This is a genomic window from Methanosarcina sp. UBA5 (genome assembly GCF_002505485.1).
Lineage (GTDB): Archaea > Halobacteriota > Methanosarcinia > Methanosarcinales > Methanosarcinaceae > Methanosarcina.
The window spans coordinates 1-14,029 of record NZ_DAVG01000098.1 but is presented as its reverse complement, the minus strand read 5'-3'; the positions used below and the strand labels follow the sequence as shown (position 1 = coordinate 14,029).

8 protein-coding genes are annotated in these 14,029 nt (G+C 41.1%); 3 read left to right on the top strand and 5 right to left on the bottom strand.

Going from position 1 to position 14,029, the window contains the following annotated elements:
• The first annotated feature begins 99 nt into the window (after positions 1–99).
• Positions 100–597 (top strand): hypothetical protein, encoded by a 498-nt coding sequence (locus tag BP621_RS11135; RefSeq protein ID WP_292389909.1) that lies wholly within the window; start codon positions 100–102, stop codon positions 595–597.
• 302 nt (positions 598–899) lie between these two features.
• Positions 900–1,166, top strand: a complete 267-nt coding sequence (locus BP621_RS11130) for a hypothetical protein (RefSeq protein ID WP_292389907.1) — start codon at positions 900–902, stop codon at positions 1,164–1,166.
• Positions 1,167–1,714: 548 nt separating this feature from the next.
• Here BP621_RS11130 and BP621_RS11125 read toward each other — a convergent pair.
• From BP621_RS11125 to BP621_RS11115, 3 genes are all read right to left on the bottom strand, one after another.
• Positions 1,715–1,858, bottom strand: a complete 144-nt coding sequence (locus BP621_RS11125) for a hypothetical protein (RefSeq protein ID WP_292389905.1) — start codon at positions 1,856–1,858, stop codon at positions 1,715–1,717.
• Positions 1,859–2,419: 561 nt separating this feature from the next.
• Entirely contained in the window at positions 2,420–8,152 is a 5,733-nt protein-coding gene (locus BP621_RS11120) for a tetratricopeptide repeat protein (RefSeq protein WP_292389902.1), read from the bottom strand.
• A 471-nt stretch (positions 8,153–8,623) separates the two neighbouring features.
• On the bottom strand, positions 8,624–9,154 hold the full coding sequence (locus BP621_RS11115; protein WP_292389901.1) for an O-acetyl-ADP-ribose deacetylase: 531 nt from the start codon (positions 9,152–9,154) through the stop codon (positions 8,624–8,626).
• A gap of 496 nt (positions 9,155–9,650) precedes the next feature.
• Here BP621_RS11115 and mtaA point away from each other — a divergent pair, with 496 nt between their 5' ends.
• On the top strand, positions 9,651–10,670 hold the full coding sequence (mtaA, locus tag BP621_RS11110) for a methylcobamide:CoM methyltransferase MtaA (RefSeq protein WP_292389899.1): 1,020 nt from the start codon (positions 9,651–9,653) through the stop codon (positions 10,668–10,670).
• A gap of 301 nt (positions 10,671–10,971) precedes the next feature.
• Here the strand turns inward: mtaA and mtaB are convergent, their stop codons facing one another.
• Both mtaB and mtaC read right to left on the bottom strand, forming a co-directional pair.
• The gene (mtaB, locus tag BP621_RS11105) at positions 10,972–12,360 is read right to left on the bottom strand and encodes a methanol--corrinoid protein co-methyltransferase MtaB (protein WP_292389898.1); all 1,389 of its coding nucleotides are present in this window, start codon (positions 12,358–12,360) and stop codon (positions 10,972–10,974) included.
• Between the two features lie 13 nt (positions 12,361–12,373).
• A complete protein-coding gene (mtaC, locus tag BP621_RS11100) occupies positions 12,374–13,189 on the bottom strand; it encodes a methanol--corrinoid protein MtaC (protein WP_394339304.1) in 816 nt (271 codons plus the stop codon).
• Positions 13,190–14,029 lie beyond the last annotated feature (840 nt).

Here is a 14,029-nt window from a genome sequence, read left to right as displayed (position 1 = left end):
ATAAATGCATCTGCTAACATTGGATAGATTGAAAAACCAACGTTTGCAAAATTGATACGCAAAATTGGTAAAGTTGAAACAGATTGGGGGAGTGAATAAATGAATATAAAAAAGACATTGGCTTTTTTGCTGGTGGTCTGTTTTATAGTATCAGTGACAGCTGCGGCGGCAAGCGCAAACCAACAACAATATAACAACGGCTACAAAGACGGTTGCAGAGATGGCTATAAAGACGGATTTAGAGAAGGTAAAGCCGACAGCAAGAAACCCTATAGTGCATTTATAAGGAAAACCGCCACTAAAAACGACTATTACAGAGGCTACGAGAGAGGTTATAGTGACTGTTTCCCGAAAGGCTATCAAGCAGGCCTGAAAGCTGGGTCGGCAGGCGGAAATCAAAAAGAATATGACAGAGGTTACAAAGACGGCTGCAGAGACGGCTATAAAGACGGATTTAGAGAAGGCAAAGCCGACAGCAGGAAGCCCTACAGTGCATTTATAAAGAAAGAAGCTAGGAAAAGCGATTATGCCAGAGGCTATGAAAGAGGTTATAGTGACTGCTTCCCAAGAGGCTATAAAGCAGGCTTGAATACTTGAAGATAAAGCAACCTCTTTTTATTTTTTAAAACTCTTTATCCTTTCGGGAGTGCGGAGGGTCACAAATTTCCTGTCCTTCAAGTAAGGGATGATGTGAACTCTCAACTCTTTTTATTTTCGTTTAAAACTCTCTACCATTGCTTCTTTGTAAAGTGAGGTTTCTTAGTACCATGGTTCCAGAAGTTGGCAATGTAACTTTACACTAAGAAATTTTTGTTAGGGGGTACTAAAACTATCCCAAAAAACCGAGCTGGCAGCTCGGAATATATCTATCCTTAGTATGCTGAACTAGGTTGTGAGTTATGGGGATAAACAGACTAGATAGTAGGGTTCTATCCTGCTATTTAAGGCAGAGAGTTGGCTCTTACCTTACAAAAAAATTAGGAAATTTATTTTGTTACCCTGAACTTGGTGGTAAAAGGATTGATTCTCAAGGAATTAGGCAAAAAATCCTTAGTATTTCTTATTCTGATTGGAAAAAATTAGGTTTTTCCAAGGGAACTTTACATTATATGAAGCAAAACGCCGAAAGTGAGAAGCCCTTCGGTAGTATGTCGATTTTTCTGTAAAATTACAAGTCTAAAAAAGCTGTTGGGTAGAAAATTCCATATTGGATGGTCAACTTTCTCCATAGTATGCAAAAACTTGACTTCAAATTTACAGCAAATTCAAGACAGTTTCAAAGCATTTATATGTATTACCCTGGATTATAAGTAAAAGTGAAACGAATATTGAGTATTTTTATGCTATTGACTCTTTTATTTATGCCAGTAGTCAGTGCAGAAACTTGTAATACTACGATTACAAGTTTTACAGTGTCTGGAAATGCCGCCAAAGTAGGATTTCACACTACAATTAAGGGGCCTGTAGACAAAGTGACATACACCGTTTATAGCGGTACTACAAAAGTTTTAACAACTTCTGCTTATTGTGTTCACTGTACACGAGATGGAATCTGTAACTGTAGTGGTGCACTCAAACCAGGAACTTATACAGTAACTGCAACAGCAATTAAGGGAACATGCAAAACATCTATAACAAAAACTCTGGTAGTGACAACAACAAGAGCATACCTGACATAAGAAAAGAGCATATCTGACATGTAATTTTCTAAATTTTATTTTTTTGGTTCTTTAAAATCCTCATCATTGTATTCTTTTCTTGGTTCGTACTCTGGATAATTCTTATCCAGACTGTGGAGTTCATGCTCTAAAGCTTTGTTCATTTTAACAACGGTCTTCTTTGGGAAGCCCCTGAGCATTTGATACTGTAAACATTATTTCACCTATTTATATTACGACATAAAATTTTGATATTTTCGGTGGCTTTTTTAGATAAATTATAAAAAATTGGTTTTATTTACGACAACTTTTTAAATAAGCGATTTTGCATAAAATTTTCAAAACAGCGCACAAAAATTTAACTGTTATTCGAACAAGGCTATAAATTATAAATTTTTTTTCAAAATCTTATTAAAAAGCAATGTTGATATTTTGCAGTTACCTACAAAATTCTAAATATATATTTATATAATTAAAAAATTAATTTAAAATTTATATATTCTAAAAGCAATAATATTACTATTTTACAGTAGAGTACAAAAAATTTGAGATATCTATTTCCCTTCCTAAAAGTGCAAGGGATAGGATTCGAACACTTATCATTAATTAACTGACTTCATTGACTTTTATAGTTTAACCGTTTTCAATTTTAGTATTTGTATGATATTGTTTTCAAAGAGAATTTTAGTAACCAGCCTTCAGAAAAAAGATCTGAAAAAGCCTCCCTCCACCTCTCAGGAATTTCTTCTCTTGCAAAAGCCTTAGTAAAAGTTTTCGCTGGAATCCTCTTTGTTTTCAATGCATTTTAAGGCTTCAAGTTTTCTTTTCGCGTCTGCCATTTCGGGATAGAGGCGCAGAATTTCATTGAAGGTGCTTATGGCTTCGGCGTACCTTCCCAGTTTTCCGAGGATAACTCCCCTGTAATTCATAGACTGCACATCGTGAGGTCTTATCCTGAGCAGCCTGTCAAAAGCTCTCAATGCATCCTCGTACTCTTCCATTTTTGCAAGAGAGATCCCTAGATACTTGAGGGACTGCTCATGCCAGGGGTTAAGGGCAAGGGCTTCGCCAAAGGCCCGGCAGGCAGTTTCATAGAGCTTCTGTTTAAAGCAGACAACCCCTACATTATAAATTGCCTTGATATTTTCAGGCTCTTTTTCCAGCACAAGGTCAAAGGCTTTCAGAGCTTCCCTGTACATTTCAAGCTTGCAGAAGGCGATTCCTTTGTAGTTCAGGACGTCAATGTTCTCAGGAGAAATGTCAAGGATGCGGTCAAAATAGCCAATCGATTCCTGGACCCGGTCGAGCTTGATAAGAGTCGTGGCTGCGTTGTACAGGGCTTCTTCATTCTTCGAATTGAAAAGGGTGGCTTTTTCAAAGGCTTTCAAGGCTGCCTCCGGGTTTTCGAGTTCCAGCAGGCAGAGACCGAGGTAGTTCAGGCTTTCAGGATCTTCGGGCGAAGATTCCAGCAGCATTCCAAAGGCTTCGGTGGCATCTTCGTATTCCCCGAGGTTGAAAAGCACAAGCCCGCTGTAATAGAGAGCTTCCCTGTGTGCCGGATTTTGCTGCAGAATTATATCAAAAGCCTCAAGGGCTTTTTCATACTCCTGAAGCTCCATTCTGGCAATCCCGAGCCTGTAACAGGCTTCAATGGAATCCGGGAAATCAGGGGAAAACAGGAGCACCTTTTCGAGATCCTGAGCTGCTTCTTCAAAATGTTGGAGCTTGAAACTGGCTGCTGACCGGCTGTAGAGAGCGTTTACGTTCTCGGGGTTAAGGGTTAGAACGGAATTGAAAGCCTGGATTGCTTTCTCGTATATATTTAATCTTAGAAGGGAAAGCCCCATCTGTTCCCAGACAGCTTCCAGGGTTGGATCAAGCTCCACGGCCTTTCCAAAAGCTTCAATGGCTTGCTCATCCTGATCAAGCCCTCTTAAAGCAAGCCCTGCTACATACCAGAGATCAGCAGCCTCGGGTTTTACTTCAAGGATTTTCTCAAAAATGTCAAGAGCGGCTTCATAGCCTCCCAGTTTAAGCTGTGAAAGCCCCATTTTCGTCCAGGCATCTTCGATTTCAGTGTCATTTAATTTCTCTTCTAATCCTAATTTCTTTTCTAATCCGGGACTTTCTTTCGGTTTTTCTCTCTGAGTTTCTTCCGGGTTTAATTCGCCAATTCCTTCAGGGGTTTCTGTCTGATCTCCCAGGGCAGCCTGTTCGAAGGACTCCAGGGCTTCAGCATAGTATCCAAGAGAAAATAGAATGAGCCCTCTCCTGTACCAGGCTTTTTCAAAGTCAGAATAAAGTGAAAGAAGTTCTGTAAATATTTCCAGAGCCTCCTCAGGTCTGCCGAGCTCTTGAAGCACAATTCCTTTGCCGTAAAGGGCCTCTTTTGAAGCCGATTCGCTTGCTGTAAGTTTTCCAAGTGGCAACAGGGCTTCTTCATACCTTCCAAGCTCTATCAGGGAGAATGCAAACTTTTCGAGGAGTTCTTCAAAAGCCTTGGTGTTTTCGAAAGCCGGAAGTTCTCCTGCGTTTTCCTTGTTATTTTCTTCCCCAAGCTCTCCTATGTCTTTAATATTAAAGTTCTCAGCTGTAAGTTCGAGAAGGGTGTCAACAGTAGAAACCATTTCTTCTGACTTTCCGAGTTCGAAAAGGGCCAGGGCTTTTTTATATAGAAGTTCGAGATCGATTATCCCGGAATTAAGGGCAGCATCAAAGACTTCAACGGCTTTTTCATATTCTCTGTTTTCAAAGTAGGAGATTCCTGCATAATAAGACATTTCGGGCTGCTGGCAGCCGAAATCACGAGCGTTTTCAAAGGATTTTACGGCTTCTTCAAAGTTCCCAAGCCTGAAGAAGGCAATACCCCTGTAGTAATACAGATCTTCCTTTTTCGGGCAATATTCCAGCGTCGTCTTGAACGCTTCAACGGCTTCCTGATATTCCCCAAGCTCGAAGTGAGTATAGGCTTTCTGCTCAAGGGCGTAGGTACAGTCAGGCTTCAATTTAAGAACAGAGTCAAACATAGTAGAAGCTCTCTTTACTTCTCCAAGGGCTTTTAAAGCAACTCCTTTCCTGAAGATGACGGTTTTTCGCTCCGGATTCTTTTTCAGAACCCGATCAAAGAGTCCAAGGGCTTCTTCGTAAAGCCCCTGCTTGAAGCAGGCTGTGCTCAGGTGTGCAAGAGCTTCAGTATCGGATGGATTTCTTTTAAGGACTTCCCTGAAACCTGAAGCTGACTCCTCATATCTTCCTGACCGCAGTAAAGCGAGGCTTTTCATGTAAAGGGCATCAAGGTTTTCAAAATCGATTTTAAGTACAGCTTCAAAAACTCTTATAGCTTCCTCAAAGTTCCCAAGTTCGAAACAGGAAACCCCTAACTGGTAACAGGCATCCTGATAAGCAGGGTCGAGCTCAATGACTTTCTCAAAATCTTTTATTGCCTCCTCATGCTGCTTCAACTTTGAATGGGATATACCTTTCAAATACCAGGCTTCTACAAACAGGGGATTCTCTTCGGCAAGTCTCGAAAAAACCTCAAGCGCTTTTTCGTAAGCTTCCAGCCTGATAAGCACAAGTCCTTTCCAGTAAAACGCAGAGAACTTTTCTTCAGATTTCTTTTGTTCCGAGTTCTTTTGTTCAGATAAGTTTTGTTCAAGGATACTTTGTTCAGAGAACTTTTGTTCCAAATTATTTTGTTCAGATGAGTTTTGTGCAGAGCCGTATACAAAAGAGCCTGCCTTTGAACCCTCACTTACTTCTTCAAAAAGAGAAAGGGCTTTCTCATACTCTCCGGATTCGAAACTGGCGATACCTAACTCAAACTTTACTTCTTCGTTGCCAGGATCAAGTTCCAGTATCCTGGTAAGGGTTCCAGTTGCTGTTTCATACCTCTTTAGATGCAGGAGACAAAGCGCCTTTTTATGGAGCGTAGAAAGGTTCTCCGGATTTCTTTCAAGTACAGCTTCAAGAGCCTCCATAGATGCTTCGTATTGTTCGGTTTCAAACAGACAGAGAGCCCTGTACTCGAGGGCTTCCTCTCTTTCAGGATTAAGGCGAATTGCGGACTCAAAGGCACACGCTGCTTCCTCTAACATGTTTATTTTATACAGGCTAAGGCCTCTGTAGTACCAGAGAATATCGGAATCCGGCTTTTCTTCAAGAGCGCTCTCAAAGGTTTCAAGGGCAGGAAGGTACCTCTCAAGCTGCATCTGCGCAAAGCCCTTGTAAGTCCGGGCGTCCTCATAATCGGGATTCTTTATTTCATCATATGTGGGGTTATTTATGTCATCAAGATTGGGATTTCTTAGTTCCTCGTAATCGGAGTTATTTATCTCTTTATAATCTAGATTTTTTATAATTACTTTGTCAAAGGCTGTTATAGCCTCTTCAAAACGTTCCAGTTTTACTAGGGCAAGCCCTTTTCTATACCAAGCTTCCCTGGATTCCGGCTTTTCCTTGAGCACCTGATCAAAAGCCTGGAGCGCAGTCTCATATTTTCCGATTTTCATTGCAAATTTTCCTTTCTTGAACTGAATTTCCGGATTCTCGGGATCTTTCGCAGCTAGTTTTTCAAAGGTTTTCAGGGCTTCTTCCTGCTTTCCGAGCTTCGCCTGGGCAGCCGCAAGGCTGTATAAAAGTTCGGGATAATCAGGATTAAGAGACAGACTCTTTTCAAAGCATTCCAAAGCAGTTTCTGTTCTTCCGAGCTTTAGCAGGGCTGTTCCCCTGTTGTAAATGGAATCAAGGTCTTCAGGGTTTGTTTTTATAACTTCGGCAAAGGCTTCGCTGGCTTTTTCATATTCGTCGGCATCCAGTAAAACAAGTCCTCTGTTCCTCCAGGCGTCCTCAAAGTCAGGCTTGAGACTCACAGCTTTTTCAAAAGCCTCAAGGGCTTCTTCCATCCTTCCAAGCTTTCCGAGCACTATTCCTTTATTATTCCAGCCTTTCTCAAGATACGGGTTCAGCCGCAGACCTTCTTCAAAGGCTTCGAGGGCTTCTTCATAGCGTTCCATGGAATAAAGAGCAAAACCCTTATTCATCCAACAGGCTTCGTTATCGGGTTTGAGTTCTGCAACTTTCTCAAGGGCTTTCAGGGCAGGCTCGAATTTTCCGCTGTCAAGGAGAATTAATCCTTTCTGGAGCCAGAGCCCGTAATTTTCGGGTTCTTTTTCGAGACTCTGTGTAAGAGATTCAAGAGCCTCTTCGATACGGCCTAACTTCATCAGCATAGTACCTCTGAGCTTTTGCGCCTTAATAAAGCCTGGATTATGTTCAAGCATGGAGTCGAAGGCTTTGAGGGCTTCTTCATATTTCCCTTCCCTCACAAGCAAACGTCCCTGCTGGTACAGGGCGTCTTCATATGTAGGGTCAAGTTCAGCAGTTCTGGAAAAAGCCTTTGCCGCCTCCCCAAAGCGCTGCAGTTTCACTAGAGCAAGAGCCCTGTTGTACCACATTTCCTTTATTTCCGGATAAATTTCAAGCACAGAGTCAAAGGCCTCAAGGGCTTCTTCATAGACCTCGAGCTTCATCAGAGCAAGGCACTTGTAATTCCAGGCTTCGAAATAAGTTGGGTCCAGCCTGATGGCTTCTTCGAAAGCTTTTATGGCATCATTGAGCCTGAGCAGCTGGATAAGAGCAAGACCTTTCTTGAGCCAGATTTCTTTATTTCCTGAATTTATTTTCAAGATTTTTGAAAAAGTTTTCTCGGCATCCTCATAGCGGGAAAGTTCGTTTAAAAGAATGCCCTTTTGATAGAGAGCAGTCTCGCTGACAGGAAATTTTCTTAAAAATGCGTCAATGCATTCCAGAGCTTCTTCGTTCTTCCCCAGCTTTATCAACGAAAAATATTTTTGTTTCCAGGCATCTTTATGCCTGGGTTTTTCCCGAATTAGAGAATCAAAGCATTCCAGCGCTTCTCCGTACTTATCAAGCTTTGCGAGAACCAGGCCTTTTGCGTAGCAAGCATCTGCATTTTTCGGTTTGATCTCAAGTGCGTGCTCAAAACATTCCAGGGCTTCTTCATAGCTGCCGGCTTTTCCAGTTACGGTCCCTCGGGCATACCAGGCGATTCCACATTCCGGATCAAGCTCAAGTGCTTTCTCAAAACAAAGAATTGAGGCCTCAGTTTTTTCCAATTCGGCAAACGCCAGTCCTTTCTGGTACCAGATTTTTGGATTTTCAGGATTTATTTCAAGTGCGTTGTCATAGACTTCAAGAGCTGTTTCAAGCTTTCCAAGAGTGGCCAGAGCAATTCCTTTTTTGTACAGAGCATCGAAATTTTCGGGCTCGAAGTGCAGGACCTGATCAAAGGAGTCGAGGGCTTCTTCTGGTTTTTTTATTTTTAACAGGGCGAGTCCTCTATTAAAAAGAGCTCCTGTGTGACCTGGATCTTTGTCTACAATCTTGTTGAAAACGTTAATCGATTTTTCGTACCTTTTTTGTCTAATCAGGCCAAGTCCTCTTTGAAAAGCTTCATCGTGATTGATAACCAACTCCTCCGATTCTTTTTTCTAATTCTATTCCCGCAATTTTTCTAATTTTATTCCTGCAAGCTCAAAGATCTGAAACTTGAATTCTAGTCTTTTTTATCAGGTCTTAATAATATTTTGCTTTTTTTCCCGAGTTATGAGTTTTTGCGAGTTTTTACGTCTCGCTCGAATTTAAAACTTTTTTCCAATGCGTGAACAATTTACCAGTGCCAACCGTTAAATTTAGTACTGCATTCAACCCGAAGTCTATTATCATTATTAATTTTTGTTTAGAATCTAATTTCTTAAGAATCTAATTTCTTAACATTGTATATAAACGATCTCAATAATTGAGTGTGGGAGAATAATTTTTTGTTTATTTTTTAAAACGTCTTTTTAGAAATATTCTCAATGGATTTTGCAGGCAACTTGTATTACAAATAAAGTATACAACTAAAAATATGTATAATCTAAAGCTAATTTCCAAAATTTAAATTAAACCTTAAAAACTCCTGAAAACGCTTCTTGAAGATGTCGGTATGTTTCTTTGTTGAAACAAACAAGAAAAACCTTTTCAGGCAACATATTTTCCTGAAGGAATTTCGTTATTTCGGAAACTGCAATTCCTGCGGCTCGCTCTGAAGGAAAGTTATATGCTCCTGTACTTATAGCTGGAAAAGCAATCGTTTTTATGGCATATTCTCTTGCAAGTTCAAGGCTCTTTCTGTAGCAGGAAGCTAATAGATCGTCTTCTCCTTTCTGTCCTCCATGCCAAACAGGGCCGACAGTATGTATTACCCATTTTGCAGGCAGGAGACCTCCCTTTGTAATTTTTGCTTCTCCTGTGGCACAGCCTTTTAAGCCCTTACATTCTTCCAGCAGTTCGGGGCCTGCAGCTCTATGGATAGCGCCATCGACTCCTCTGCCACCAAGGAGAGTGGTATTTGCAGCATTTACGACTGCATCCACTTCCAATTTTACAATATCTGCTTGGATTATTCTTATCTTGTCCGAAATATGTGCCATAATCTTCTCTTTTGCTTCGGTTTCCTTATCTTTTTTGATATTTTTTTGGAAGTAGTATAAAGGGAGTAGTATAAAGTTTGTGTTGCTTAGACCTTTTTGTTTCTGTTATTTTTGCGTTATTTTCTTGCATTACTTTCTGGCTTTATAATTTTGTTTGCCTTTTTGATTTACCTGCTGGATTTACTTGGTTATTTTTCCCTTTGCTATTTTTTGGCGTAATTTTTCCTTTTATATTCATATCTTAAGTGCGTATTCCCAAACAATCATATAGCATAAAACCTAGATTATAATAGTCAATCTGGGCATGGGGATTTCGGTTTTCCAAAGGTGATTATTTGCCTTTGATGGAAACTCTGAAAATTTTGATGTGCCTCAAAGGGTTATAAGACTATTATTAGTTACTGATCTTTAAGATCAGAGTAGCATGCCGAGAATGTCCTAGAAAGCTCAAAAGGCTAAACACTTCTATATTGAAACTTGACATGGGGAGATAATTATGGCTGAAATGACACTTAAAAAGAGACTTTTGAACGCGCTGGAAGGAAAAGAAGTTGACAAAGTGCCTGTCTGTTCTGTAACCCAGACGGGAATTGTTGAATTAATGGATGAAGTTGGAGCTCCCTGGCCCGAAGCCCACACCGATCCTGAACAAATGGCAAAACTGGCGATTGCAAATTACGAGCTTAGCGGGCTTGAAGCTGTAAGATTACCATATTGCCTGACTGTGCTTGCCGAAGCTATGGGCTGCGAGGTTAATATGGGAACAAAAAACAGGCAGCCGTCAGTTACTGCACACCCATACCCTAAGGATCTCGAAGGCATGGAAATGCCTGAGAACCTGCTTGATAGAGGCAGAATTCAGGCTGTACTTGATGCAATCAAAATTATAAGGGAAAAAGTAGGATCAGATGTACCTATTATAGGAGGAATGGAAGGACCGGTCACTCTTGCCTCCGATCTGGCGAGTGTAAAATCATTTATGAAGTGGTCTATTAAAAAGCCCGAGATGTTACGGCAGGTAATGGATTTTGCAACCGATGCCACAATAGCTTATGCAAATTCAATGGTGGTTGCAGGAGCAGATGTAATTTCTGTTGCTGATCCTGTGGCATCCCCTGATTTAATGAGTCCTGATGCCTTTAAAAATGAACTTCAGTCAAGGTTGCAGAAATTTTCCTCAGAAGTAGATTCAGTTACAGTCTTGCATATATGTGGTAGTGTAGGTCCTATCCTTGATTATATGGCTGATTGTGGTTTTGAAGGCTTGAGCGTTGAAGAAAAAGTTGGCAGCATAAAAAAGGCTAAGGAAGTGCTTGGAGGTAGGGCAAGACTCGTAGGAAATATATCAAGCCCCTTCGTTTTACTGCCAGGCCCGATTGATAAAATCAAAGAAGAATCCAAAAAAGCTATTGCTGAAGGTGTAGACGTACTGGCTCCTGGCTGTGGAATTGCACCTATGACTCCACTTTCCCATATTAAAGCCATGGTAGAGGCAAGAAACGAGTACTACGCTTGAAGAAGCAAAATATAGAACTTATTTTAATTTTTTTCTCTATTTTCCGAATCCGGTCTCGGTTTTCCAAATCCGGTCTCGGCAGATTTGCGGCTCTGCATCCCGAGTTCCGTCTCGGGAGGACGGCCCGAATTTCGTTTCGCTCACTTCGTTTGATCAATCGGACTAATTTATAAAATGAACAAACTTAGCGACGCTCAAGGGGGCAAATTTATAGTCAAGAAAAAAGCTAATATTAACATCATTAACACGAAATTATATTTCAATAGGTTTCAAAAAAGAAAAAGGGAAGAACTTACCTCAATTAGAGGCCGTAGTTCTCCGGCTTGAAAACTTTAACTTCTTCTTTATATTTCGTAAGGCAGTCACTCATGAACTGCTCTTTGTCGTCAGTAAGGCTCTCGAAAGCTGCTTTAGCATCTGCAAGGGCTTTTGCTTCGAACCTGGAAAGTTCAAGTTTCTTCCTCGCTCCTTCTTCTACGATGTTAATACATTCGATTGCAGCATTCTTGGCGCGAAGGTAGATATCGTTTCCGTTCTTTGCAATTGCCTGCCCGACTCTGTAGGCGTTCGGGTATGCGAGTACATAGCCCTGTGCGTCTCTGTATAGATCCGAAGCCATGAATAAGTCTCTCAGGATCTTCTCGTTGCCAGACTGGAGGGCAACGTTCATGAGGGCACAGTCATATGCAAGGGTCTCGGACCAGCACTGGACAGTTGTACCACCGAATTCACCATGGTATTCTACGGACTCGTTGGACCAGAGGTCACAGCACTGCATGACCAGGTTACCCATAAGATCGGAGTGGGCACAGGTTGAAGTCTTACCTTCCATTGTCATCGGCATACCTGTGATGGCTTTGACGATAACGTTTTCATATCCACAGTCCTTTCCAGGTCCTACTGCACCGGCTTCGTAAGCAACGAGAGATCTTGCGGCAGAAATCGACCTTGCAATGATTGCGAGTGTGTGGGCGAGGTTCTTGTCCAGCAGCCCGCCTGCAATGAACATTGCAGTGTTTGCTTGGGCACAGTCGGTGTCACCGGATGCTATTACATTATTCTTTTTTGCAACTGATGCAATGTCTTGCCAGATCATCTCCATGTCTATGCTACCTAGAACGCCTATGCCGTAAAGTACTCCGGCCATATCGTTCCTGAGAATCGCATAGTCAAAGACTTCTTTTCCACCCATTGACTCAACTGCAAGCATATCAGCACCATTCTGGGCACATTGTTCGAAAGCCTCCATAAAGGTGTTGTACTTACTTCCTCCTCTGAGCTCGAGGAATTCCCTGCTCTCACGGATGTCACCAATGGTGTGGCGGAGGGCGCATTTTATCCCGTACTCATCATGGTAATCTTCCATAATAGTTTTCTGGGCATGCGCAACGGCTGCTCCCCAATCTGGGTGATTAGACATCTGCTGAACGTGTTCGGTTTCAAGCACGACAGCAGGAGCTCCGATTTGAACCATCCTTGCCATAATGTCGGTGGTGATCCTTTCATACTCTTTTATGAGTTTTTCTTTGGATGCGCCGGCTTCAGGTCTTGGGGCGTAGTTAACTTCGGGAGTCGTGTAACCGGCACCGATCTCAAGTCCCAGTCCGGTTTTTACTGGCTTGACGGACTTTCCAAAAACCATGTCGTCTGCGCTTGCATAAGCCATTTTAGTACATCTTGTTACTGCCATCTACTCCGCCTCCTCAGTGTCTATGGAATTTCTCCCTCAGTTTCACAATGTTATCCCCATTTGCCTTGATGAAATCGGCTATTTTTGCGGCATCGGCTGCTTCTTCACCGTACACTCCAAGTTCATACTCGGACACGAAGTCCTGATTGACCGCACCGCCACCACATGCAAATGGAATCCTGTAGCCTTTCTCCAGAAGCTTGTCATTAACTTCCTTGAATGCATACATGGTTGTAGTCATAAGGGCAGTACCTGTAAGCATTAGGGGTTTTTCTCTCTCTACAGCCGCTATTACTTCGTCCACAGGAACATCTCTTCCAAGATCCACCACATCATAACCGGCTGCTCTCAGCAGTGCGGCAACAATGTTCTTTCCAATGTCATGCACGTCTCCTTCTGCAACGTGACAGACAACTTTTCCTTTGGTTTCAGGTGCTTTTCCCGCTTTCTCCTTAACGTAGTCGATGCCCTCCAGCATGGCATCAGCAGACATCATAACGTTTGGAAGGAAAATAACTCCTTCATCATAAAGCCTTGTGACCACTCCCATTCCAACCATCAGTGCGTCATCGATAAGAGAGATCGGGTCCTTCCCGGAACTGATAGCTTTTTCCAGCCCTTCAACAACATCATCCTCTTCGCCTTCAAAGATGGCTTTTGCAATCGGATAAATCATTGAATCTTTAGGGTAAAGTTCTTCTGCAGCATCTTCCGGTGTCATTTCCTTTTCTCTTTTTACATTGTAGCGAACCAGAATACCACTGGGATCTATATCTATCAATGTATAACCTCCATTTTGGCATTTGAGGAGCAAATAATCCCTAATCATTTACAGGAGCAAAAGCAGGGCTAAAAACCAAAATTCTTTCTGAGATAGATCTTATTCTTATTTAGGAACTCAATATCCTCTATTTTTTCACAGAGACAACTAAATGAGATCTAATCAGGTATGAACTCCCTAATTCTTCCCAATTTCTTAAAGGACTCCTAACTCCCCTCATTTTAATTGAAGTCCAATATATATAAAACCCACTGAGCAAGTTTAAGGTTCTAATATTAAGCGGCAAACTATAATATTCGCTAATATTCGCTAGTGGGAAGCCTTATAATTCTTGATATATAGTTATCATAGGTTTTTCTAATCTATATATTTTAAACAAATATACTACTATTTATATTAATCCTTATAATAATATCTGGTTTCTAGGTCTTCGGGAGGTTTGCACAGTTGCCATAGAATCTCTGTAACAAAAAGTTTTCAACAGGCCTAAGCTAAATCCTATGCTTTAATATAAGTTATCTTTATTCTCTAATATTTTATTAATTTGGTTTATTTTGAAAGAATTTTCCCAAAAGGTATATATGTCAGTAATGCATCTATGAGATCCCCTGATCTAAGAGGATCAGGGATCATTAAATCTATAGATTTGGCAAAAACTTTCTTTTGCGATGAAATCTATAGTCAAAAATCAACTAAACGAAAGCTTTATATACAAGAAATTCCTTGTATGAATCCCTCACAAAAACAAAATTGTGAGCATCTGACTCTCTTTCGATCACAAATGATTGAAATGGCAATGTCTATATAGATTCAAACAAAACATCTCTTTTGCTTTGAATTGCTGTGTTAAAAATTGCCAAATGAAGAGCTTTATATACAAGAAATGTC